Annotated in this window: 20 protein-coding genes and 1 pseudogene; 5 read left to right on the forward strand and 16 right to left on the reverse strand. The window is 57.1% G+C overall.

Annotated elements, in window-relative coordinates:
• Nucleotides 1-177 precede the first annotated feature (177 nt).
• Complete coding sequence (locus GHN86_RS20165; protein WP_153379438.1) at nt 178-1,185, forward strand: ATP-binding protein; 1,008 nt, start codon at nt 178-180, stop codon at nt 1,183-1,185.
• Nucleotides 1,186-1,253: 68 nt separating this feature from the next.
• A complete protein-coding gene (locus GHN86_RS20170) occupies nt 1,254-1,850 on the forward strand; it encodes a VWA domain-containing protein (protein WP_397462911.1) in 597 nt (198 codons plus the stop codon).
• A gap of 38 nt (nt 1,851-1,888) precedes the next feature.
• Here the strand turns inward: GHN86_RS20170 and GHN86_RS20175 are convergent, their stop codons facing one another.
• The gene (locus GHN86_RS20175) at nt 1,889-2,155 is read right to left on the reverse strand and encodes a hypothetical protein (RefSeq protein ID WP_122782126.1); all 267 of its coding nucleotides are present in this window, start codon (nt 2,153-2,155) and stop codon (nt 1,889-1,891) included.
• Nucleotides 2,156-2,482: 327 nt separating this feature from the next.
• Here GHN86_RS20175 and GHN86_RS20180 point away from each other — a divergent pair, with 327 nt between their 5' ends.
• Complete coding sequence (locus tag GHN86_RS20180) at nt 2,483-3,805, forward strand: sigma-54-dependent transcriptional regulator (RefSeq protein WP_153379434.1); 1,323 nt, start codon at nt 2,483-2,485, stop codon at nt 3,803-3,805.
• 7 nt (nt 3,806-3,812) lie between these two features.
• Here GHN86_RS20180 and GHN86_RS20185 read toward each other — a convergent pair whose 3' ends face one another.
• The 14 genes and pseudogenes from GHN86_RS20185 to efeU all read right to left on the reverse strand — a co-directional run bounded on the left by GHN86_RS20185 (nt 3,813) and on the right by efeU (nt 19,138).
• On the reverse strand, nt 3,813-4,340 hold the full coding sequence (locus tag GHN86_RS20185) for an AAA family ATPase (protein ID WP_153379432.1): 528 nt from the start codon (nt 4,338-4,340) through the stop codon (nt 3,813-3,815).
• Nucleotides 4,337-4,900: a nicotinamide riboside transporter PnuC gene (gene pnuC / locus GHN86_RS20190; RefSeq protein WP_153379429.1), complete on the reverse strand. Its 564-nt coding sequence runs from the start codon at nt 4,898-4,900 to the stop codon at nt 4,337-4,339. Before pnuC ends, GHN86_RS20185 begins: the two co-directional genes overlap by 4 nt.
• 88 nt (nt 4,901-4,988) lie before the next feature.
• On the reverse strand, nt 4,989-6,596 hold the full coding sequence (locus tag GHN86_RS20195) for an ArnT family glycosyltransferase (RefSeq protein ID WP_153387196.1): 1,608 nt from the start codon (nt 6,594-6,596) through the stop codon (nt 4,989-4,991).
• A gap of 16 nt (nt 6,597-6,612) precedes the next feature.
• Nucleotides 6,613-7,992, reverse strand: coding sequence for a UDP-glucose dehydrogenase family protein (locus tag GHN86_RS20200; protein ID WP_153379425.1), 1,380 nt, complete (start codon nt 7,990-7,992; stop codon nt 6,613-6,615).
• Nucleotides 7,989-8,396: a 4-amino-4-deoxy-L-arabinose-phosphoundecaprenol flippase subunit ArnF gene (arnF, locus tag GHN86_RS20205; protein ID WP_153379423.1), complete on the reverse strand. Its 408-nt coding sequence runs from the start codon at nt 8,394-8,396 to the stop codon at nt 7,989-7,991. Before arnF ends, GHN86_RS20200 begins: the two co-directional genes overlap by 4 nt.
• A complete protein-coding gene (gene arnE / locus GHN86_RS20210) occupies nt 8,393-8,737 on the reverse strand; it encodes a 4-amino-4-deoxy-L-arabinose-phosphoundecaprenol flippase subunit ArnE (RefSeq protein ID WP_153379421.1) in 345 nt (114 codons plus the stop codon). The genes arnF and arnE overlap by 4 nt, the downstream gene beginning before the upstream one ends.
• Nucleotides 8,734-10,383 carry a lipid IV(A) 4-amino-4-deoxy-L-arabinosyltransferase gene (gene arnT / locus GHN86_RS20215; protein ID WP_153379419.1) on the reverse strand — a complete coding sequence of 550 codons (1,650 nt, stop codon included), beginning with the start codon at nt 10,381-10,383 and terminating at the stop codon, nt 8,734-8,736. The genes arnE and arnT overlap by 4 nt, the downstream gene beginning before the upstream one ends.
• A complete protein-coding gene (gene arnD / locus GHN86_RS20220) occupies nt 10,380-11,264 on the reverse strand; it encodes a 4-deoxy-4-formamido-L-arabinose-phosphoundecaprenol deformylase (protein WP_153379417.1) in 885 nt (294 codons plus the stop codon). The genes arnT and arnD overlap by 4 nt, the downstream gene beginning before the upstream one ends.
• On the reverse strand, nt 11,264-13,255 hold the full coding sequence (arnA, locus tag GHN86_RS20225; RefSeq protein ID WP_153387198.1) for a bifunctional UDP-4-amino-4-deoxy-L-arabinose formyltransferase/UDP-glucuronic acid oxidase ArnA: 1,992 nt from the start codon (nt 13,253-13,255) through the stop codon (nt 11,264-11,266). The genes arnD and arnA overlap by 1 nt, the downstream gene beginning before the upstream one ends.
• On the reverse strand, nt 13,252-14,265 hold the full coding sequence (gene arnC, locus GHN86_RS20230; protein WP_153379413.1) for an undecaprenyl-phosphate 4-deoxy-4-formamido-L-arabinose transferase: 1,014 nt from the start codon (nt 14,263-14,265) through the stop codon (nt 13,252-13,254). Before arnC ends, arnA begins: the two co-directional genes overlap by 4 nt.
• A gap of 654 nt (nt 14,266-14,919) precedes the next feature.
• A complete protein-coding gene (gene efeO / locus GHN86_RS20235; RefSeq protein ID WP_153379411.1) occupies nt 14,920-15,744 on the reverse strand; it encodes an iron uptake system protein EfeO in 825 nt (274 codons plus the stop codon).
• A 27-nt stretch (nt 15,745-15,771) separates the two neighbouring features.
• The gene (gene efeB, locus GHN86_RS20240) at nt 15,772-17,076 is read right to left on the reverse strand and encodes an iron uptake transporter deferrochelatase/peroxidase subunit (RefSeq protein ID WP_153379409.1); all 1,305 of its coding nucleotides are present in this window, start codon (nt 17,074-17,076) and stop codon (nt 15,772-15,774) included.
• Nucleotides 17,073-18,287 carry an iron uptake system protein EfeO gene (gene efeO / locus GHN86_RS20245; RefSeq protein ID WP_153387200.1) on the reverse strand — a complete coding sequence of 405 codons (1,215 nt, stop codon included), beginning with the start codon at nt 18,285-18,287 and terminating at the stop codon, nt 17,073-17,075. Before efeO (GHN86_RS20245) ends, efeB begins: the two co-directional genes overlap by 4 nt.
• Nucleotides 18,288-18,295: 8 nt before the next feature.
• A pseudogene (gene efeU, locus GHN86_RS20250) lies at nt 18,296-19,138 on the reverse strand (iron uptake transporter permease EfeU).
• Between the two features lie 487 nt (nt 19,139-19,625).
• On the opposite strand from efeU, the gene GHN86_RS20255 reads away from it, so the two are divergent.
• The gene (locus GHN86_RS20255; RefSeq protein WP_153379403.1) at nt 19,626-20,126 is read left to right on the forward strand and encodes a hypothetical protein; all 501 of its coding nucleotides are present in this window, start codon (nt 19,626-19,628) and stop codon (nt 20,124-20,126) included.
• 266 nt (nt 20,127-20,392) lie between these two features.
• Here the strand turns inward: GHN86_RS20255 and GHN86_RS20260 are convergent, their stop codons facing one another.
• The gene (locus tag GHN86_RS20260; RefSeq protein WP_153379401.1) at nt 20,393-21,397 is read right to left on the reverse strand and encodes a DNA-binding protein; all 1,005 of its coding nucleotides are present in this window, start codon (nt 21,395-21,397) and stop codon (nt 20,393-20,395) included.
• 178 nt (nt 21,398-21,575) lie between these two features.
• On the opposite strand from GHN86_RS20260, the gene GHN86_RS20265 reads away from it, so the two are divergent.
• Nucleotides 21,576-22,514 (forward strand): site-specific integrase, encoded by a 939-nt coding sequence (locus GHN86_RS20265; RefSeq protein WP_153379399.1) that lies wholly within the window; start codon nt 21,576-21,578, stop codon nt 22,512-22,514.
• Nucleotides 22,515-22,678 lie beyond the last annotated feature (164 nt).

Below are 22,678 nucleotides of genomic sequence, written 5' to 3' on the forward strand. Positions count from 1 at the left end.
CCGGCCCTCACCCTAGCCCTCTCCCGGAGGGAGCGGGGACTGAATGGGGGCTATTGAAGAACACTGTTGACCTGAACCTGTTGCGCTGAATCCGTAGTCGACTCGATCGGTTCCCTCTCCCTCCGGGAGAGGGCTAGGGTGAGGGGGCTGATTTAAAACCATTTTCGGAACATCCCTATGACTGACATCCCGCATTTCCCGTTATCCGCGGTGGTCGGCGCCGACGATTTGAAGCTTGCGCTGTGCTTGACCGCCATTGACCCGAAAATCGGCGGTGTGCTGATTGAAGGTCCGCGTGGCATGGCCAAGTCCACACTGGCCCGAGGCCTCGCCGATTTGCTCGCCAGCGGCCAGTTCGTCACCTTGCCCTTGGGCGCAACCGAAGAGCGCTTGATTGGCACCCTTGATCTGGACGCCGCGCTTGGCCAAGGCAAAGCACAGTTCTCACCCGGCGTACTGGCCAAGGCAGACGGCGGCGTGCTGTATGTCGATGAAGTCAACCTGCTGGCAGACCATCTGGTTGACCTGTTGCTGGATGTCGCCGCCAGCGGCACAAATCTGGTCGAGCGCGATGGCATTTCACATCGCCACTCGGCGCGCTTTGTATTGATTGGCACCATGAACCCTGAAGAAGGCGAGCTGCGCCCACAGTTGCTTGATCGTTTTGGCCTTAACGTCGCCATGATCGGGCAGCCGCCACCGTCAGAACGGGCCGCTATTATTCGCCGTCGTTTGCAGTTTGATGCCGACCCGCACGCGTTTTGCGCGCAATGGGCGCCTGAGCAACTCGCATTGGCCGAACGCTGCCAGCTGGCACGTGAACGCTTGCAAGGCATCGAGCTGGATGATCAATCGTTGGCGCTGATTACCGAGCGTTGCTTCGCCGCAGGCGTCGACGGTATGCGTGCCGATCTGGTCTGGCTGCGGGCAGCCCGCGCTCATGCCGCATGGCGTGGCGCACAGGCGATCAGCGAAGACGATATCGAGGCGGTCGCCGAGTTCGCCTTGCGGCATCGACGCCGCGAACACAACGGACCTGCACCGACACCCGAACAGCCGCACTCACCACCACCGGCTACCGGCACCTCGCAAGCATCCGGGCAAGGCCAGTGGGGCGAGATGCCAGCGCAAGCGCAGCACATGGGCGTCAGACGTGAAGTGCCGAGCTGGCCAAAAAAGCCGTAGGCATTCGTCCCCCATCCCATTCGGAGGCGGATGCCAAACCCCTGGCAAGTCAACGTATTCAGGGCAAACTGGGCGCCAGTCGCAGTGCCGCCAGTGGTACGGTCGACTGGGTACTAACCTTGCTGCGCGGTCGCCCGCGTCAAGCGGACGATCTGGCCTTCAAAACTCGTAAAAGCGCTGCGCAGGAATTGTGGGTGGTGGTAGTCGATGCCTCCGCTTCAACCCGTCGTCATCAGGCATTGAGCGATGCCAAGGGCCTGCTGGCGCAGTTGTTCGAGGACGCTTATCGCCAACGGGTTCGCGTGGCCGTGTTGCAAGCCAGCGGCAACAGCCCGCAGTGGCTGGTCAGCGGCGCCAAAGCCTCGAAAATGCTGGATGACTGGCTGACAACACTGGGCGCTGGTGGCGGTACGCCGTTACTGCAAGCGCTGGAAGATGTCGCGGGGTGGCTCAAGCTGCGCCGCAAGCAGTTACCGCAAGAGCAACAGCGTTTTGTGCTGCTCACTGATGGTCGCTTGAAAGCGTGGTCGACACTGCCGGTGGTGGAGTGTCCGGGGCTGTTGATCGATATCGAGCGCGGGCCGATACGGCTGGGTAAATCGCGGCAGATGGCGACAGAACTGGCGATTGATTACGTACACATTGATGAAACGGCGTCCTTATAGAAGCGGCGCACGTCCGCTTCTATAAGGACTAAGGCAGATCACGCCGGCATGACCCAAGGTTGCAGGGTGTAGCCTTCATTGCTCAGCTCGTTACGGGCTTGAGTCAACAAGTCTTCGAGTTGGGCGGCATCGGCGCAGGCACTGCGCGGAATTTGTTTGCGTCCGATACGGTTGCTGATGCGGTCAATGACCGTCAGGCTCAATTCGCCGTGACCGTCCTGGGCTGCCCAGGCGACGCATTGGAAGGGTTCAAAGGCGTGGCCGGCAATCAAAAGTGCTTCGTTGAAACGGAGCGGGGCGTTCATAGGGTGTGCTCTCAAGTGTGCCCATCAAGTGATTAACCGTCGGCTGGGCGTACCGTTCGGTTGGTTACTTGTACTGATGACTCCAGACCGTACCCAGGTCACACACTTTCTGATTTTTTTTAATGCGTCGTACAGGAAGCTGACGTGCGTCAATTTTTCCAGGGCGACTAAAAATTCATAAGTCTGGCTTTAACACACCTTCCAATTCGCTATAACGCTTATAAGTAATCGATCCTAGAAAGCGTCAATATTTTGCTACTGTTACGATTATGATTAGCAAGATGCTGTTTTAAATAATCTTTTATTTTTTGGCGCCAAGGAAACGACATGCTCGCTACGCCCTCTTCGCGCCGACTGTTAGTCGTTGATCCTCTTAATGAATGTCACAAAATAATGCCAGAGTTGCAAGCCATGGGGTGGGAGATGGAATTTGCCACCCTGGCCACTGCCAGTGAGCATTCTTGTGACGTGGGTTTAATCAGGCTTGAACCGTTGCACCTGATACGTCCCGAAGCGGTAAAAGAGATGATCAGACTCAGTGGCATCGAATGGATTGCCGTGCTTAGCCCTGATGATCTGGCAGTCAGCAATGTGGGCAACTTCGTTTATGAATGGTTTTATGATTTCCACACCTTGCCTTTTGATGTGCAGAGGTTGGCGGTAACCCTTGGTAGAACCAGCGGCATGGTGCACCTGCGCAACTTGAGCGCGCCCCCGGTCAACATCCCCGATCATCAGTTGCTCGGCGAAAGCCACGCGATGCAGGACCTGCGCACGCTGTTGGGCAAGTACGCCAGTGCGGAGTCACCGGTATTGATTCAAGGCGAAACAGGCACCGGCAAAAAAAGGGTGGCCTTGACCCTGCACCATCAGTCCCGGCGCCATGATCAGCCCTTTGTCGCAATCAACTGCGCGGTAGTGCCCCAGGACCTGCTTGAGACTCAGCTGTTTGGCCATGACGCCGGGCCGTTCAGCGGTGTGGAGCGCAAGATCGGGCTGATCGAGGCCGCCAACAGTGGCACCTTGTTTCTGGACGAGATCGATGAATTGACCCCGGAGCTGCAAGCCAGCTTGAGGCGTTTTTTGCTTGAAAAACAGATATGGCGGGTGGGCAGCAATCAGCCGATCCCAATCGATGTGCGGGTATTGGCAGCGACCTCTGTTGACCTGGAAGCAGAGATCAACAGTGATCGTTTCCGCGCCGACTTGTACTACCGGCTCAATGTGCTCCAGGTCAGCGTCCCGCCGCTGCGTGATCGGCACGGCGATGTGGAGATTCTGGCCAACCATTTTTCGCGCTTTCACAGTCTGGAGGTGGGCCGCCGCCCGCGCACTTTCAGTAAGGACGCGTTAATGGCGATGGGCATTCACGACTGGCCGGGTAATGTCAGAGAATTGGCCAATCGTGTGCGTCAGGGGCTGGCGCAGGCCCAGGGACGGCAGATTGAAGCTGCCGACCTGGGGTTGGCCTGTACCAAGCAATCCACAGAATCAATCGGCACACTCGCCGAATACAAAGACCGGGCCGAGCGTCAGGCATTGTGCGATGTTTTGCATCGTTACAGCCGTAACTTGAGCATGGCGGCCAAAGTGCTGGGCGTTTCACGACCTACCTTTTATCGCTTGCTGCACAAGCATCAGATTCGCTGACAGGCGCTCATCCACCTCTGAGCAATTGCTCGACTGCCGCGCAGGCGCTGAGTTGACGAGCCTGCCAATCCCCGGTGATCACTGAGACAGGTTGTTGATGGTGACTCAACCATTGATAGCTGTCGTTGAAGAACCGCTGTCGTTCAGCCAGTGAGGGCTGACAGCGCTGACCATCCGCTGTCCATTCCACTCCCTCGGGCGAGAGCAGCAAGTGCAGATCGTAATGACGCTTGAGCAGTTCCGGTTCAAGCCAGTCCGGGCAGTCGCCAAACAGGGTCTGACTCCACAAAATATTGCTCAGCAGGTGGGTGTCCAGAATCAGCAGTTCGGGTTGTTGGGCGCGGGCGTCATCTTCCCATTGCAGTTGCCCGCGAGCGATCGCCGGAATATCCGCAAGGCAGGTATCGCGCGGGTTCTGTTCGATAAAGTAGCGCACGTATTCGCCGACCAGAAGGCCGCCAAAGCGCTGCTGCAAGAGCGCCGACAGCCAACTTTTACCGCTCGATTCCGGCCCCGCCAGTACGACCACCTTCATGTGCGTAGCGCCGGGTCGCGCTGCCAGTCACGCCAGCCAGCAATGGCGATGGCGGTGAACAAACCGTAGAGGGCGGCCGTCAGGTACAGGTCCTGATACGCATAAAAGCCCATGTACAGCACGTCGAGTACGCACCACATTGCCCAGCATTGCAGGCGCTTTTGAGCCATCCAGAGCTGGGCCACCAGACTGAACGCGGTGAGTGTGGCATCCGGCCAAGGGAAGTCAGAATCTGTCCAGTGAGCCATTGCAGACCCCAGTCCAAGGCTGATCACCGCGCCTACCGCCAGCCCGAACAGCACTTGCCAATGGCTAAGCCGCGTGACGACATGACCTTGGTGCTGCGCACCTGCCCGTGTCCATTGCCACCAGCCATAGATTTGCAGCACGGCAAAAAAGACCTGCAACAGCATGCTCGAATACAACTTGATGTCGAAAAAAATCCAGCTGTAGAGCAGCACCATCACCAGCCCGATGGGCCAGCACCAGGGGTTTTGTTTGACTGTTAACCACACGGCAACAACGCCGAGTACGGCGGCAAACAGTTCGAGCCCTGACATGAGTGTTCCTTAGCTGAAGGAGGAGGGCGCAGAGTGTACCTGCTGTCGTTGCTCAGGCGTCAAGGCTGTAAGGGCTAACGACGACTTTTTAACGCAGGTACAGCAACACATAATCGTTTTTGTCAAAGCGAGCACTCAACGTCGGTGCGCTGTCGCCTGCCGGGGTGCCTTGCAGTTGCTCATAGTCCTTGCGATCCATCACCACCCAAACCGGTTTGCCCAGGTTTTGCAGTTCCGCGGCGGTCTGTGTAAACACCGGCATGAGGTCGCGGTTCAGGTTAACCATAAACTTGATCGCCTTGGCATCCTTGCCCATGCCATGCAGCACCAGTGGCGCGGGCGACTGGTCAATCATGGCCATGGCGTTATCGGTAAAGCTGCGGGTGTCGTAGAGGTCGCGTTCAACGGATTCGAACACCAGAATAAAGCTGGCCCACAGCGCCATGACCGCACAGGCCGCCAATCCGGCAGGTCGCCACTGGGGTTTAAACAGCAGTGCAACCGCCACAGCCTGTAAAACACCCAGTAGGGCGAACACCACGGGCAGTGAAGGCAAGGGCTGATCGACGCTTTTTTGCGCCACCATGAGGCCCACCATCAACAGCGCAGGGACGATTAGAAAAACCCCTTGCATGAGGCCCCTGAGCCCGGCAAATACGCGCCCCTGTACACCGGCGAACGGATAAGCCGCAATGATTGCCGCCATGGGTAGCATGGGCAGTAGATAACGGGCTTTTTTTGCCTGAGGTATCGACAGGCCAACCATCACCACCAAGCCTGCACCGAGGCAGTAAGTCACCAGTTTCAAGGCGGGCCCGGACAGTGCGCGTCTGTTCATCACAATTGCAATCAAACCAAGCACCGCCAGTGGATAGGCCAGTGCGTAGTTGCCCAGGGAACTGGTGAAGTAGTAGAGCGGGCTGCTTGCGCCTTCAGTGCCGTCCAGCCGCCCGGTGACTTGCATGCGGATGACTTCATGGGCGAACACCTCGCCGCCACTGACCCAGGCCAGCAGCAACAGCGCGACGATACACAACACCAACAACAGCGATGCTTGCAGACCGAGACTGATCAGGCGGCGCCATTGGCCGCTGAGCAGGTAGTAACTGCATAGCATGCCCGTGGGAATCACCAGCCCGATCGGGCCACGGATGGCAAACCCCAGTAGCAGCAATACCAGTAAACCGGCATGCCGACGCGGGGCGCTGAAGTGGTCGTGGGCGTAGGCCAGGTAAAACGCGGCCAGACTGACCGCCGCGAGCATCTGGTCCAGCGACACGGAACGGGTTTCAGTGACGAAGGTCATGCTCAACAACAGCAACGCTACGCTGGTCAGCGCCCATGTCCGGGACTGTGGTGCCACCAGGCGATACATCAAGGTCACAATCACTGCCCCGGCCATCGCAGTGGGCAGCCATGCGGTCAGACTGCTGACCTCACCGAACGGCAAGGACAGCAGCCAGATGAACAGCGTCGAGGTTGCGTTGTAATCCGCGTAGGGCTGGCCATAAGTGGTGGGGAAGAACCCCGGACCGTGACGCAGCATTTCCTTGGCGAACAACACAAAACGCGAATCAAAGCCGATGGCCGCCTGATGCGGGTCGCCCAGGATAAACAGCAGCAGTGCCAGTATCCCCAACAGCAGGGACTGGCGATGCACGCTGCGCAGAGCGTCAGCTGAAGTGATGACCTGCATGGCGTGCTGCTCCGGCTTACAAAACGCTGGCGGCCAACGGTGTAGAGCCTTGTGATACAGGCAGGTTGCACGATTCGCCACGGCCCATCGGGAAGTACTGCAAGCCGGCACGGGCGACACGTTCGCCGTCGTACAGGTTGCGCCCGTCGAAAATCACCGGGGTCTTGAGCCGCAGTTTGATCAGGTCAAAGTCCGGCGCCTTGAACTGCTGCCACTCGGTGCAGACGATCAGGGCATCGGCACCGTTGAGCGTCGATTCCGGCGTGCCCATCAAACTGAGGCGCAACTCGTCGCCATACAGGCGCTGGGTTTCCTGCATGGCTTCGGGGTCGAAGGCGCGAACCTCTGCGCCCGCATCCCACAATGCCTGCATCAGGACACGGCTCGGAGCGTCGCGCATGTCGTCTGTATTGGGTTTGAACGCCAATCCCCACAGGGCGAAGGTTTTGCCCTTGAGGTCGCCTTTGAAGAACGCATTGATCCGGTCAAACAGTTTGTGTTTTTGTCGTTCGTTTATGGCTTCGACCGCTTGCAACAAGTCGCTCGAGCAGTTGACTTGCTGAGCACTGTGAATCAGTGCACGCATGTCTTTGGGGAAGCACGAGCCGCCGTAGCCGCAGCCCGGATAAATAAAGTGATAACCGATGCGGGTGTCAGCACCAATGCCCAGCCGCACCGCTTCAATATCAGCGCCCAAGTGCTCGGCCAGCTCGGCGATTTGATTGATGAAGCTGATCTTGGTCGCCAGCATGCAGTTGGCGGCGTACTTGGTCAGTTCCGCGCTGCGCAAGTCCATAAAGATGATGCGGTCATGGTTGCGGTTGAATGGCGCATACAGGTCGCGCATGACGTCGCGCACTTCTTCGCGGGCGCAGCCAATGATGATCCGATCAGGACGGCGACAGTCGGTGACGGCTGAACCTTCCTTGAGGAATTCGGGGTTGGACACCACATCAAACTGCAACGAGCGACCGCTCAGGCTCAAGGCTTTATTGATATGGCCGGTGAGGGCATCACCGGTGCCGACCGGTACGGTGGATTTCTCCACCAGAATCAGCGGTTCTTCACGGTGACGGGCAACCGCGTCACCCACCGAGTACACCGCGCTGAGGTCGGCTGAACCATCTTCGCTGGGCGGCGTGCCGACGGCGATAAACAGCACCTGACCATGTTCTACCGCGAGCTTTTCATCGCTGGTGAAACGCAGGCGTTTGCTTTCAAGGTTATCGCGCACCAAGGTGGAAAGCCCCGGCTCGAAAATGCTGACGTGGCCTTGCTGCAACAACTCGACCTTGTTTTGATCAATGTCCATGCAAATCACATCGTGGCCGACTTCAGCCAGAACGGTCGCCTGCACCAGGCCCACATAACCACTACCGAATACACTGATTTTCATGCGCTGTTCCTGGAGCTTGGGGTACGTCGAAAGTTGATCGTTAGCACCCCCAGAATGACCAAGGTCACGCCGAGGGTTTTTGCAAGGGTGAAGCTTTCGTGAAACGCAGGCAGGCTGGCGGCCAGCAGATAGACCAGCGCGTAGCTGATGCTCAACAACGAATACGCGCGGCCCAACGGCAGGTCGCGCAGGGCCAACAACCAGCACAGCATCGACAGGGCGTAGGCCGCGATAGCGCCCACCACCCCCGCCAGGGCGCTCAAGGAGACTTCGCCCTGATTGATTGCCGCCAGCCATTGAGCCGGTTCGGGCAAGCGCGTCATGCTCCAGCGCATGCCCAGTTGAGCGCCGCTGACCAGTGCGACGCTGCCTGCGGCATAGGCCAAACCTCTTGTCGAACTCATGCCTGTTGCCCCAGCAGAACCACCCCGGCAATCACCAGGCCCACACCACACCAATGGCGCAGGTCGATGGTTTCCTTGAACAGGTAGCGCGCCACGAGGGTGATCAGTACAAAGTTCAGGCTGAGCATCGGGTACGCGATGCCGACTTCAAGGCGTTGTAACACCAGCAGCCACACCAGCAAGCCCAACCCAAGGCACAGCAAGGCCAGCCACAGCCAGGGGGAGCGCAGTTTATGCGCCACACCCGACTCGACCCCGCGCCAGCTTTCGACGGCAAACTTTTGCGCGATCTGGCCAGCGCAGGTCAGCAGGCAAGCCACCAGCAGCAACACAAGTGTCATGGCGCACGCTGCGGGAAAATCAAAATCACCATGTTGCCTTCGTCAAAGCGCTGGCCATCTTTGGGCAGCAAGTCCATTTCATGGCTTTCATCGCTGTCCTTGACGCGCATCACCACGCCCACCGGGCCTTCGCGGCGGGCATTGGCCATCCACGACTCAATCTCGTCCAGGCCCAGACTCTTGCCCTTGGCATCGTCATAGGTCAGCCCGTATTTGACTTCACCCTGGGTGTTGTAGAGCGTCACATCCGGACGGCGCAGGCGCCATGACAGGGCCGAAGCGGCGCCCAGGTCGTTACTGAGAAGATGTTTGGCCCCGGACAGCGCTTGCACATGTTCAAGGATGAACTGGTCTGGCATTTTGTTGTGCACCACGCTGCTGGGCATGGCCGCCGGCAGCAGCAAGACCAGTGCGCCCATCGCCACCGCAGGCGCGGCCCACATTTTCAGCGGTTTGGCGAATGTCAGCAGGCCGGTGACGATCCACGTCAACAGCACAATGACCAACAGGCTCATGTGAAAGGTTTCGTCTTCGTAGAAAGGCTTTTTGATCTCGAAATAAACCAGAGCCAACAATGCGATACCGCTAAACAGCACATTGAGCAGCCCGTTAAGGCGCAAGGACAGCGGTTTGGCTGTTTCCACCCGTTGCATCAAGGCATGGCCCAGCAGCAGCGCCAAGGGCAACAGACACGGCATGATGTAGGTCGGTAATTTACCTTTGCTCAGGCTGAACAGGGCCAGCGGCAGCAGCATCCACAGCAGCAGGAAGACCACTCCGCGATGACCCTTGTTGCGCCACGCATCCTTGAAGGTCGCGGGCAACAGCGCCGCCCACGGCAAGCTGGAGACCACCATCAGCGGCAGATAGAACCACCACGGACGGCCATGCTGGGCATCTTCACCGGCAAAGCGGCGGATATGCTCGTGCCAGAAGAAAAAGCGCCAATAGTCAGGTTCCTGCGCGTGAACCGCCAGTACCCACGGCAACGAAACGATCGCCGCCACCAGCATGGCCAGCAGGCCGTACTTGACCAGCTCGACAAAGCGTTTTTGCCAGATCATGTAGGGCAGGGCAATCAACACCGGCAGTAGAAAGGCCAGAAAGCCTTTGGTCATAAAGCCCATGCCGCAGGCAAAGCCCAGCACCGCCCAACTGATCAGACGACCGCGGGTGGTGGTGCTGTCCACGGCAAACCACAAGGCGGCCAGGCTCAGGTTGACCCACCAGGTGAACTGCGGATCGAGGTTGGAATACCCGGCTTGCCCGGCGATCAGGCCAAAGGTCATGTACACCAGCGCGCAGGCAAAGCTTTTGCGCGGGTCGTTCCACAAGCGGCGCGCCACCAGGTACGCCAGCATGACGCTGAGGCCGGTCGCAATGGCCGAAGCAATGCGCACGCCAAACAGGTTTTCACCAAAGATGGCCTGCCCAATGGCGATCATCCAGTAACCGGCAATCGGCTTCTCGAAGTAGCGTATATCCATAAAGTGTGGGGTGACCCAGTTGCCGTCGATCAGGATTTGCTGGCCGATTTGCGCATAGCGCGTTTCGTCCGGAATCCATAAACCGTGGGTGCCCAGCGGCAGCAGGTAAAACGCAATAAAAGCCAAAACCAATAGAGGTATTGCCCAGCGCTGAGTCATGGTTGCTGCACTCCCAGCCAACCTTCACGGCCATCGAGAACACCACGGCTCAATTGCCCGGCGGGCAAGCTGTCGAGCGCTGTCGGCAGCAAGTCGCGCAAGGGGTGAAAATGAATATCGCGGGCACGGGCCTGCGCCAGTAATTGACGGAAGTCGTTGGCCATTAGAATCCCTTCTACTTCAGCGTGGATGGTGTACGCATTCAGCTTTTGCGGGCTGAAGCGATCAAGAATGTAGGCGTTGAAGTCGGCGGCGCTTATGTGCGGCCCGACGACTTCATCGAACGTGGGTAAATCGACAGGAATTTGCGGCGCGCCCAGCCGGCCATCGGCCAGCCTTGGCCGAAACAGGCTGTGCCCGCGGCAATCACTGTTGTAGCGAAAACCAAAGGTTTCCTTGGCCTGGACTACGCGTTCATCGGCGCGCCAGCCGGCGGCGGCCGAGCATTCGACCGCCTGCCCGGTGATGTCGCTCAGGGTGTCGACACCGCGCCGTATCTGCTCAATCAACTGTGCTTCGCTCCAGCGCCCGGCATTGGCTTGCCAGCCGTGGTGATCCCAGGCATGCAACCCCACTTCGTGGCCTGCGGCGAGGGTCTGGCGCATCAAGTGCCCCAAATCCTTGCCAATCGGTTTGCCGGGCCAGGCTGTTCCGGCCAGCAAAATATCCCAGCCGTACAGGCTGGCCGCTTTGGAGCGCATCATTTTCCAGAAGAATTGGGGCTTGATCAGCCGCCATAAATGGCGGCCCATATTGTCTGGCCCCACGCTAAAGAAAAACGTGGCTTTGATCTGCGCTTCGTCGAGCAGGTCGAGCAGCTGGGGAACCCCTTCACGGGTGCCTCGGTAGGTGTCGACATCAATGCGTAGTCCAGCCTGCATCAGCGTTTTTCCGCGAGTTCAACCATAGCTTCACGCAGGAAGAAATCCAGGGTTTTGGCGATGGTCTCGCTGAGCTCGATGGTCGGCGTCCAGTCGATCAGGCGACGGGCGTTTTCCACGCTTGGCTTGCGGTGGCTAACGTCTTGATAGCCGGTGCCGTAGAACGACTGGCTTTCAACATCACGGAAACCGGCAAACGGCGGGAAGTTGTCACGCAGCGGGTGCGCTTCGAACTGACGCAGCAGTTCTTCGCCCAGTTGACGGATGCTGGCCTCGTTGTCGGGGTTGCCGATGTTGATGATCTGGCCGTCGCACTTGCCGCCCTTATTGTCGATGATCCGCGCCAGGGCTTCGATGCCGTCAGCCACATCGGTGAAGCAGCGTTTTTGTTCGCCGCCGTCGACCAGGCGGATTGGCGTGCCTTCCACCAGGTGCAGAATCAACTGGGTGATAGCGCGCGAGCTGCCGACCCGTGCCGAATCCAGACGGTCAAGGCGTGGCCCCATCCAGTTGAACGGCCGGAACAGGGTGAACTTCAGGCCTTTTTGCCCATATGCCCAGATCACACGGTCCAGCAGTTGCTTGGACACGGAGTAGATCCAGCGCTGTTTGTTGATCGGGCCAACAATCAGGTTGGATGTGTCTTCGTCGAAATTCTTGTCCTGGCACATGCCATACACTTCAGACGTGGACGGGAAAATCACACGCTTGTTGTACTTGACGCAGTAGCGCACCAGCTTGAGGTTCTCTTCGAAATCCAGCTCGAACACGCGCAACGGATTGCGGGTGTACTCAATAGGCGTGGCAATGGCCACCAGCGGCAGCACCACGTCGCATTTTTTGATGTGGTACTCGATCCACTCGGTGTGGATGCTGATATCACCTTCCACAAAGTGGAAGTTGGGGTGGCTGCGCAGGCGGTCAATGGCGTCGGAGCCAATGTCCAGACCGTACACTTCATAGCGGTCGTCTTGCAGCAGGCGCTCGGACAAATGGTTACCGATAAAGCCGTTCACGCCCAAAATCAGCACGCGGGTACGACGCGGCGCCCGTCCTGATTCACTGCCACGCAAACGTGAACCTTCAACCAGACCCAGTTCGCGTGCCAATTGCGGGCCGCTGAGGTACAGACCGTTGTCGTTGCGCTGACCGGCTGTGACCACCAGAGAATCCTGACCGCAGGCAATACGCAGTGGGTCGCAGCTGATCACGTGACCAGGCGCATGCCCACCATTGCCCGCGACCACTTCGGCGGCCCAGACAATCAGTTTGTGCTCGCCGACGGCGCAGAACGCGCCGGGGTAGGGCTGGGTCACGGCGCGAATCAGATTGAACAGCTCCTCGGCCGGGCGGGCCCATTGCAGCAAACCGTCTGCGGGGGTGCGACGACCGAAATAGGTGGCCTTGGACTCGTCTTGCGGGGTTTCTTTGAGTTGCCCTTCAGGCAGCAGTGGCAGGGTTTCGGCCAGCAGCTTTGCGGCGGTTTCGCGCAGTTTTGCGTGCAGGGTCAACGCGGTGTCCGAGCGTTCGATGCTGATGCGCTGCTGGGCCAGAATGGCGCCTGCATCGGCGCGTTTGACCATGCGGTGCAGGGTGACGCCTGTTTCGGTCTCGCCATTGACCAGCACCCAGTTCGCGGGTGCGCGGCCACGGTAGCGTGGCAGTAACGAGCCGTGCAGGTTGAACGCGCCTTTGCTGACGCTGTTGAGCAGCTCTTCACCTAACAGGTTGCGGTAGTAGAACGAGAAGATGTAATCCGCGTTCAGCTTGCGAATACGTTCGATCCACAGTGGGTGGTTGGCGTCTTCCGGTGCGTGAACCGGAATGCCTTTGCGGGCACACAGCTGGGCGACAGAACCGTAGAAGTTGTTTTCCTTGGGATCGTCGGCATGGGTAAACACCGCAGCAATTTCATAACCTGCATTGAGCAAGGCTTCGATGCCTGTGCAGCCAATATCGTGATAGGCAAAAACAACGGTTTTCAAACTCATGATTGAACCTGTGCGGTATTAGTAAAAGACGGGGTGTGCGTGTGTGCGGCAGGGGGTTGCGGTTCGGCGCGCACAATTTTTTCGATAAAGAAGCGCGGGCGAGCCCGAACGTCGCTGTACATGCGGCCCAGGTATTCACCCAAAAGCCCCATGCCGATGAATTGTCCGCCGGTGAAGACAAACAGCACCGCGAACAGGACGAAGGTGCCGTCACCGGCCCATGTCGCACCAAAGATCAAGCGCAAGACGATCAGCAGGATGGCAAACAGACCGCCCAGCAGCGCCATGCTGAAACCGATAATGCTCAGCAGGCGCAACGGTGTAGTGGTCATGCAGGTGATCAGGTCGAACATCAGGTTGATCAGGCGCATGGGGCTGTATTTGGAGTCGCCGTGTTCGCGCTCGGCGTGCTCTACCAGCACTTCAGTGGTGTGGCGGGCAAAGCTGTTGGCGAGGATCGGAATAAAGGTGCTGCGTTCGCGGCAGGCGAGCATGGCGTCGACGATAGAGCGGCGATAGGCGCGCAGCATGCAGCCGTAATCGCTCATGGCAACGCCAGTGGAACGCTGAACGGCGAGGTTGATCAAGCGTGACGGCCAGCGACGCCAGGCAGAGTCCTGACGGTTGTTGCGCACCGTGCCGACGACGTCGTAACCCAGCGCTGCCTGAGCCACCAGTCGCGGAATTTCTTCGGGGGGGTTTTGCAAGTCGGCGTCGAGGGTAATCACCACGTCGCCTTTGGAATGCTCAAAGCCAGCCATGATGGCGGCATGTTGGCCATAGTTGCGATTGAGGATGACGGCGACCACGGGGCTGCCTTCACGGGCAGCCGCGTCTTCAAGAATTTGCGCCGATGCATCGCGGCTACCGTCATCGACCAGAACGATTTCGTACGCTTGCGTCAACTGTGCGCAGGCCGCTTCAGTGCGACGCAACAGCTCAGGCAAACTCTCTTCTTCGTTGTAGACCGGAATGACGATCGATACACACTGGATGGGGTAGGGTTTCAAAGTTTTCGTTCCAGTCAATTTCAATGGCACAAGATGACTCATGTGAAAGTCGGCTTACTCAGTACGGCACAAAGCCACACCCGCACTGAGTAAAGCCTATAACTTACAAAGGTAAAGTTATCTACCTACGTTATCTACATGATTTCCCTACAGACTCTTGAAGCTTTTCGCCGAAGGAGTGGCCATACGTTAAACGTAGAAATGTGAAATGCCTATGAAAGTTGGATCAACAGACTGTGTTTTCCAAACACTAGACAGGTGCTATTCAGGAAAGGTTTTACGCGGCCAAACGGTTAAGTTTTTAATGCGGTGCACATTTAATCTGAAGGTTATTTCATACAGCGAAAGCGGCAACAGAAACAATGAGCAGGGTCAGTAAACCGGGATCTTTACTTGATAAATCGACAGCACCAACCTGCGGATATGTGACGTGTTTCACATCGGTTAGTGCTGTACAGACTCGTGAATGCAGATTTCGTAGCAGCTGACGAGCTCTGCGAGGCTGCGTTCGGCGGCGAAGCCGACGCAAATCGGATGATGCGGTCTCACAGGCACACCACGTCAGCCGGATTGATAGGGATTACGACGATTGCATCGTCGAACGCAGCCTCGCAGAGCTCGTCAGCTGCTACGGGAGATTTACACAGCCAATATTCAGTTCAAACCCAGCTTGCCGCGCAACGTCGACAAGTCTTCAGCCAGGGTATTGACCGGGCCAATCAGCGCTTTGCGGTCGTTGTCGCTGACGTTGTCGTAGGTTTTAAAGCCGCCGTCCTGGGTGCGGTACTTGGCCAGAATCTTGTCGACAGTGGCGAAATTTTTATCAACCTTGGCGGCAAAGGCTTTATCACCTTGTTCAATGGGCGCACGGAACAGATCAAAAATCTTTTTGGCGCCGTCAACATTGCCCTGGAAGTCATACAGATCAGTATGGCTATAACGATCTTCTTCACCGCTCACCTTGGTTGCAGCCACTTCTTCCATCAGCGCCGCAGCACCGCCAACCACTTTATCGGGCGGGAACGTCAGGCCAGCGACCCGGGTTTGCAGGTCGTTGACGTCTTTGTTCAAGCCGTCGGCCAACGCCTCCAGTCCTTGGGTGGAGTTTTCGGCATACAGGCTGTACTCAATGCGATGAAAACCGGTGAAATCATCGGCCTTGACGCCTTTTTCGTGGTCGTCGACCCGTGAGTCGATGGCGGCGTCCAGGTCGCTGAACAGTTCGGCAATCGGCTCGATGGACTCGTAGTACACGCGGGTGGGGGCATACAGCTTTTTAGCGGTGGCTATATCGCCTCTTTTGATGGCGTCGGTGAATTGCTGGGTGTTGCTGGCCAGCTCATCCAGTTGTTCAGTGACGTAAATCTTGTAATCAGAGACGGGTCCCACCAAGTCCAGTGGCGCAGTCGCTGCCATGGCCGAGAGCGGGAGGTGAAGCATGCCAAGCGTGAGCATCAGTGCGAGCGGCGTCTTGTTCATGGGACTTTTCCGGTAGGTGTCAGGGGATTACGCAAGTGCAGTGAGTAAAGAGCGCCCAATGAAATCTTGGGCGTCGCGCACGCCCGGCAAGGTGAAGAAATAACCCCCGCCTACTGGCTTGAGGTATTCCTCCAGCGGTTCACCATTGAGCCGGGTTTGTACGGCGATAAAGCCATTGTCCAGATCACTCTGGTAACAGATGAACAGCAGGCCCATGTCCAGTTGGCCATTTTTATTAACGCCGTTGGAGTAGTTGAATGGGCGGCGCAGGATCAAGCTGCGGGCGGTTTCAGGGGTGCGCGGGTTAGCCAGACGGATATGGGCATCCAGCTTGGTGAGCTTGCCGTGAGGGTCTTTGCTGTAATCAGGCACGTCGGTTTCACGCTGACCATCCATAGGCGCTCCGCTGGCTTTGTTGCGGCCAAAGATGCTTTGTTGCTCTTGCAGCGGCGTGCGATCCCAGCGCTCAACAAAATTGCGGATGATGCGCACCGCCTGATAGCTGCCATTGACTGCCCACTGCGGCTCGTCACTGCCGGGTTGTACCCAGACAATGCTGTTCATCAGCGCATGGTTAGTGGAGTCAGGGTTGGCAGAGCCGTCGCGAAAGCCCAGAAAGTTACGCGCGCTTTGTGCCGGTTCGCCGGGATGGGTGGGCGCTTGGGGAGGCACTGTGCCTTCTTGCTTCCAGCGCACCAGCAGCAAGTCGGGCAAGTTTTTTATGATGTCGCGCAGGGCATGAATATTGGTGTCGGCGGTATTGGCGCAAAATTGCAGATTCAGATCGCCGTGGCACTGTGCCGGTTCCAATGCGTCGTTGGGAAAGCCCTGCATGCGGCTTAAGCGTTTGGGTTTGAGCGGGCCAAGGCCGAAGCGCTCATCGAACAGGGATTCGCCCACCGACACGGTCACGGTCAGGTTATCCGGGGTGACCACCGGGCCAAGAATGCCGGAATCGACGGGTGGCAGTTTGGGATCGACTTGCGCCACGGCGCCACCTTTCATCAAAAACGCGATGCGCTCATTGAGGGTGCGAAACAGCCGCTCAAGATCTTGTTTGTCGCTGGCCAGCACATCGAATGCGACCAGCATCCCCGCCGCCGGGCGTGGGGTAATAATGCCGTTTTGGTGCTGACCATGGAAATCATGATGGTCCTGTGTTCTATCGCTGCTGGGCGCCTCTGTGACTTGGGCGTTTTGCCCGTTGCTGGCGGCTATAGCCGGGCAGCTCAAGGCGCCACCAGCCAGTGCGGCACCTGCTACGCCCATGCCGAGCAGAACACGACGGCGCTGCAGATTGAAATCGTCAGGGTTGTGGTGTGAATCACTCATGTGTGTCTCGTCTGCAATGACAGGCCTGAGAGGCCGAGGGCGGGATCGATTCCATCGAGTGCATCGGCCAGAGCCTTGGCCTTGGTACTGATTGCCTGACGCTGGGGCGCGCTAACGCTGTCGTAGGTGCTAAAACCCTGGGGTGTTTGCAGGGTGTTGAGTTGTTCTTCCAGCGACGTGGTGGCGTGATCAATGGTGAGCAACAGGTCTGCATTGTTTTTGGCAAGTAGCGGGCGCAGCAGGTCGACGACCTTGCGAGTGGTCTGCAGGTTGGCGGCAAACCCGATCAAATCGACATGGCTATAACGCTCTTCTTCACCGCTGTTGGCGCGGGTGTCAGCCAGGTTGTGCAACGTGCGGCTGACAATGCTGACCAATTGTTCGGGCGGCAGTGATTGCGCCATTAACTGCTGCTTTAGCTGGACCACATTGGCTCGCAACTGCTGCGCAACAGGCGTCAGGCCTTCAAGGTTGCGTTGATCAAACAGGCCGTATTCGAGCCGATGAAAACCCGTGAAGCCCGGATCTTGCTCGCGCTGTTCAAAATAGTCGGCCCGCGCATTGATGGCGTTGTCCAGTTCGGCCATACGTTGCGCAGCAGGGGCCAGACGTTGGTAGGCCTCGCGGGCAGGTATATACAGCGCTTGAGCTTCAGTCAGATCACCGGCAGCGATGGCGTGCGCCAAAGCATCCACGGCTTTGATCAAGGCAGTGCTTTGGCTGCTCAAGTACACCCGGAATTCGGACAGCGGCCCAATGAACGCCACCATGGAGGGCCGTGCCTTGGCGCTGGCTTCGGATTCGGCCGTCGGAGTGACGTGCAATGTACCGCGTGGATTGCTCAATAGGCCGCAGGTGATGGCGTAATCGCCGGGTGCCAGCGTGGCATTGATCACCTGGCTCAGGCCGGGCGCGATATTTTCACGCTCTTCGACCACCAGCACGCCGTCGAGTATTTCCCACTCCACGGCGCGTTCCGAGGCGTTGACAATTCGGAAGCTATTGAAGCCTGCCGGTACGCTCAACGCATTCGGTTCACAACTGTGCGGATGAATAGTGACCGTGACTTCATTGCTGTGGACCTTGCGCTTGGCGGCTGCCAGTTGCGAGGCGTAATAGAACAGCCCGCCAGCGGCGATCATCACGATCACCGAGCCGGCCACCGCCCAGCGCAAGGCGCGAGGAGGCGTACCGCTTGAAGAGGTAGACATGCAGAACCTTATGAGTGGGTCGCTGAAGGAGAGGGTGCAGCCTGTTGTGGGGCAGGCGAACGGAAAAACATCGTCAGCGTGAGCGCCAGATAAATCACATATGCACCGAGTACGCTGACCGTGGGTGCATCCTGATAGCCGAACATACCAGCCAGAACAGAGCCCAGCGGACCATCCATAGGCAAGGCAGAGCTGAGGTCGAACACGACGCCTTGCAGGTGATTCCAGATGCCGGCTTCGTGCAAGGCTTGCACCGAGTTGGCCAAAATACCGGCGGCGACCACCAGAATAAACAACCCGGTCCAGCGGAAGAACAAGCTCAGATTCAGACGCATGCTGCCGGTGTAAATGGCAAACCCGACACCTATCGCCAGAATCAAGCCGAGCAGGGCGCCCAGAGGCGCCGCAGGGCCTTCACTTTGTTGGAACACGGCGAGCAAAAAGAACACCGTTTACAGGCCTTCACGGGCCACGGCAAAAAACACCATGGCTATCAGAGCGGTGACCTGATGTTTGGATCCGGCGAGGGCGTGATCCAGAGAGGTGTGCAGCGAATGCTTGATAGAACGCGCCACTTTACGCATCCAGAACACCATGCTGCTGAGAATGCCGACAGCCACCAGGCCGACGATTCCCTCGAACAATTCCTGCTGCTTCTGCGGAAACTCGGCGCTCATCAATTCGAGGCCGCCACCCACCAACAATGACAAGGCGGCGGCCAGAAACACGCCAATCCACACCGCAGGCATCCACTGGCCGCGCCCTGTTTGCTTGAGGTAGCTGGCAATGATGCCGACGATAAGCGCGGCCTCAATGCCTTCGCGCAGCATGATCAGAAAAGGAACCAGCATGAGAGCGCACCGCGTTGCAAATTAGTTAGGAGGCTAATTTGTAACATATTGATACGCATTGCTAAACAGGAATTACTTGCATTAGCTGAACGTTGGCTGAATGAGAAGGTGAGTGGTGAGTGAAGGGGTTGTCTAGCGCCAATCAACACACCTGCGCGACCTGTTATTTATGACAGTAGACGGACCATTGAGCGAAGTGATCTGATCCTAATAGCTTGCCAACGGTATCTATATGAGCAACGTATGGAGGGGATTCCAGTTATACCGTGATCGGTGTTGCCAATACCTTGATCCCGCTGGATTTTTAACGAGTTACACACGGTCGTTTTTGTTGATGGGCGCGTTATTTGCCCTAAGGAGAAATTAATTTCGACGAGGGCTATCAGAATGAACATCTGAGACATTTTCAAATATTCGAATAGCTTATGAAAGGGTTCCACTGTACGACGAAAAGCATAACCCACATATTAATCATGGGCGGCTGATCATGAAAAATAACATTGGCAATGACGTAAAGCACACCCCAACTTCACTATTGGTTGAGGAGAGTTTTGATGCACTACAAACTGGAGAATATGGTCAATTACTAGAGCTTGATAGTATGACGCTTTCTCTCTCTACGGGGTCCGCCAGAATCGATGTTGTGGAAGTGCCACCTGATCAGACAGGATTATCAGGTAAGGCCGTGAAGGCTTTCTATGAAGACCATTTTGCTGAAGGTGCCGTGCTGACGATCACCTTTACCGCTCCAACGATACGCCGAGTTGTTTTTTCTTATTTAATGGGTCGTAGCAACCAGCGTTACTGCCAAGTTTACGACCAAGACGATAACATTGTGCACCGCGCAACGCTGTCAGAGGGTAATGACACGTTTGACTACGCAATACCGAGTCCAAAAACCATCTCTAAAATTGATCTTAACTTTGGGGGCGATATCCAGGGTCAATTTCCTGAGCGCTATTTGGATTCATTTACTCTTTATGAGTGATTGATGCACATAACGTCTTGGTTAAATCCCCTAGTGGTCTGAGCGGTTGATTCATTCGTTTGTGATCCCACGCGCTCAGCTTCGTTCTCTATTTCGGGGGGGTGATATTTCAAGTCAGTGTGTTTCACTTGAGCGGCTTGGTGTAGTGCCTGTAGTGTGCCTCGATAAATGTATAAGCGCTTGGGGATTAACACTATCTATGCGGGGTACTTCAGCAATTACTTGCGCTGATCCCCGTACACCCAAGCGCCTATATATATGTCGTACTAAACTTGATCTTCCTGAGGCTCTTCTGGCGCTTCTTTCAATTTCACAAGAGCTTCCAGCGAGGCTTCGGCTTTAAGTGCGCGCTCACTCAAGGCGGCGCTTATCTCCTGATGCTTGCTCTGAGTCTGCTTTAGCCCTTCGCTCTCCTGTACCGCCACGCGCAAGCGCTCTTGAAGCAGGGTGCGTTCGCTTTCCAGCTGGCTCAGTTGCTTGCTGAGCTGGTCATTCAAGTTGCCCAGCTTGTGCTGTTGGTCGTTGGCCTGATTCAGTTCTTTGCTCATGGCGCGGCTTTCACTGTGTACGCGCTCATTGTCGCGATGCAGCTGGGTAATTTCGTCTTGACGCACCAGTGCACTTTGCTGTGCCTGACGCAGTTCCATTTGTATCTGCTGAATCTGCCCTTCATGGCGGCTTTGGTCCTGCTCGCGCTGCTCTTTGACAGCGCTGCGATAGTGCTCAAGTGCGTCTCGGGCATGCAGGTGCTTGTCTTCGAGTGAGCGAATCTGCTCGTCGCGGTCTTGCAGGCGCAGCTCAAAGTCAGTGCAAGCCTGGTTGAGTGCCGCATTGCGGGTTTGCTCGGTTTGCAGCATGGAGCGGGTGGACGCCAGGTTCTCGGCTTCTTGAGCAAGCGCCGTGCGCTGAATGTCGAGCTGCTGCTCTTGCTGTGCTTGCGCGTGTTGCGCTTCGACCAGTTGCGCTTGCAGCTCTACTTTAAGTTGTTCGTAGTGCGCCTGCGCCCGATCAATCGGCTCTTGCGCCTGCTCTTGCAGGCGTCGAGCGAGGCGGGCGACTAATTCGCTCAGCTCGTCCCCAATCTGCTCCTGCGGCGCGCCCCGGCGTGTGTCCACTTCATCCAGCTCCTTGAGGTAGCGGTGGATGGTGGTTTTCGATCCGGTATTTCCCATTTCGATACGTACCGCATCAATGCTCGGGTGTTCACCCCGGGCCAGGATCGCCGTGCGTGCAATTTGCACCACTGCCTTGTTTACGCCGCCACGAGCCATGGCCCTCTCCTACGATTATGTACTGTGGTATGTATCATGTAATTACATACTATTATGCCTTTGTTTTTTTGTCATTATTTAAGATTATTAAGGCGGGATATACTGGTATTATCCCGTGCTAGAGCCTTAAACGTGCTTTTAAGGCCCGTTTTCAGTACACAAACCTAGAGAACTGCCCATGAGCGAGCTGGATCGCTACTTAAACGCCGCGACCCGCGATAACACCCGCCGCAGTTATCGGGCTGCCATTGAGCATTTCGAAGTGACTTGGGGCGGTTTTTTGCCCGCCACCAGTGACAGCGTGGCGCGTTATCTGGTGGCCCATGCCGGTCAGTTGTCGATCAACACCCTCAAGCTGCGCCTGTCGGCCCTCGCTCAATGGCATAACAGCCAAGGGTTTGCCGATCCCACCAAGGCACCCGTTGTGCGCAAGGTGTTCAAGGGCATTCGGGCGTTGCACCCGGCACAGGAGAAGCAGGCTCAACCCTTGCAACTGCAGCATCTGGAGCAGGTGATCGACTGGCTTGAAAGCGAAGCGCAAACCGCGCAAACCAACGCCGACCAACCGGGGCTGTTGCGCGCACGGCGTGACGCTGCGTTGATCTTGCTCGGCTTTTGGCGAGGGTTTCGTAGCGATGAGCTATGCCGGTTGCAGATTGAGCATGTGCAGGCGGTACCCGGGGCGGGCATTACCATGTATTTGCCGCGCAGCAAAAGCGACCGCGACAACCTCGGCAAAACTTTCCAGACCCCCGCATTACAGCGGCTCTGCCCGGTGCGCGCGTATATCGAGTGGCTAAATACCGCGGCGCTGGTGCGTGGCCCTGTGTTTCGCGGGATTGATCGCTGGGGCAATCTGGGGGAGGAGGGGTTGCACGCCAATAGCGTGATCCCGTTGCTGCGCCAAGCACTGGAGCGCGCCGGCATCGCGGCGGAGCATTACACCAGTCACTCGCTGCGTCGTGGTTTTGCAACATGGGCGCATCAAAGTGGATGGGACTTGAAGTCGCTGATGAATTACGTCGGCTGGAAAGACATCAAGTCAGCCATGCGCTATGTTGAAACGTCTCCCTTCACCGGGATGAGTATTACTGCGCAAAAACACATTGGAAGCTGATCGGCGTCAGGTTGAAAACCGTGAGGGTGGGCCATATTTAGTTTTCGGCTATTTATAGGTGTACCTGATAGCTAAAACCAATCGTCAGCATCAGCTTTACCAATGAGCCAGATCCACTTTGAGTTGTTAGGATTCACCCCATCAACTTTTCAACCCTGACGGAG

The sequence above is a fragment of the Pseudomonas helleri genome (genome assembly GCF_009600315.1).
Lineage (GTDB): Bacteria > Pseudomonadota > Gammaproteobacteria > Pseudomonadales > Pseudomonadaceae > Aquipseudomonas > Aquipseudomonas helleri_A.

What these genes read in the sequence shown, in the direction of transcription:
- GHN86_RS20265 (WP_153379399.1), top strand. Translation starts at nt 21,576, where the DNA reads ATGAGCGAGCTGGATCGCTACTTAAACGCCGCGACCCGCGATAACACC.
- arnA (WP_153387198.1), bottom strand. Translation starts at nt 13,255, where the DNA reads ATGAGTTTGAAAACCGTTGTTTTTGCCTATCACGATATTGGCTGCACA.
- efeB (WP_153379409.1), bottom strand. Translation starts at nt 17,076, where the DNA reads ATGAGTGATTCACACCACAACCCTGACGATTTCAATCTGCAGCGCCGT.
- arnE (WP_153379421.1), bottom strand. Translation starts at nt 8,737, where the DNA reads ATGACACTTGTGTTGCTGCTGGTGGCTTGCCTGCTGACCTGCGCTGGC.
- GHN86_RS20195 (WP_153387196.1), bottom strand. Translation starts at nt 6,596, where the DNA reads ATGCAGGTCATCACTTCAGCTGACGCTCTGCGCAGCGTGCATCGCCAG.
- arnT (WP_153379419.1), bottom strand. Translation starts at nt 10,383, where the DNA reads ATGACTCAGCGCTGGGCAATACCTCTATTGGTTTTGGCTTTTATTGCG.
- arnD (WP_153379417.1), bottom strand. Translation starts at nt 11,264, where the DNA reads ATGCAGGCTGGACTACGCATTGATGTCGACACCTACCGAGGCACCCGT.
- GHN86_RS20180 (WP_153379434.1), top strand. Translation starts at nt 2,483, where the DNA reads ATGCTCGCTACGCCCTCTTCGCGCCGACTGTTAGTCGTTGATCCTCTT.
- GHN86_RS20200 (WP_153379425.1), bottom strand. Translation starts at nt 7,992, where the DNA reads ATGAAAATCAGTGTATTCGGTAGTGGTTATGTGGGCCTGGTGCAGGCG.
- GHN86_RS20255 (WP_153379403.1), top strand. Translation starts at nt 19,626, where the DNA reads ATGAAAAATAACATTGGCAATGACGTAAAGCACACCCCAACTTCACTA.
- GHN86_RS20260 (WP_153379401.1), bottom strand. Translation starts at nt 21,397, where the DNA reads ATGGCTCGTGGCGGCGTAAACAAGGCAGTGGTGCAAATTGCACGCACG.
- efeO (WP_153379411.1), bottom strand. Translation starts at nt 15,744, where the DNA reads ATGAACAAGACGCCGCTCGCACTGATGCTCACGCTTGGCATGCTTCAC.
- pnuC (WP_153379429.1), bottom strand. Translation starts at nt 4,900, where the DNA reads ATGTCAGGGCTCGAACTGTTTGCCGCCGTACTCGGCGTTGTTGCCGTG.
- GHN86_RS20185 (WP_153379432.1), bottom strand. Translation starts at nt 4,340, where the DNA reads ATGAAGGTGGTCGTACTGGCGGGGCCGGAATCGAGCGGTAAAAGTTGG.
- GHN86_RS20165 (WP_153379438.1), top strand. Translation starts at nt 178, where the DNA reads ATGACTGACATCCCGCATTTCCCGTTATCCGCGGTGGTCGGCGCCGAC.
- efeO (WP_153387200.1), bottom strand. Translation starts at nt 18,287, where the DNA reads ATGTCTACCTCTTCAAGCGGTACGCCTCCTCGCGCCTTGCGCTGGGCG.
- GHN86_RS20175 (WP_122782126.1), bottom strand. Translation starts at nt 2,155, where the DNA reads ATGAACGCCCCGCTCCGTTTCAACGAAGCACTTTTGATTGCCGGCCAC.
- arnF (WP_153379423.1), bottom strand. Translation starts at nt 8,396, where the DNA reads ATGAGTTCGACAAGAGGTTTGGCCTATGCCGCAGGCAGCGTCGCACTG.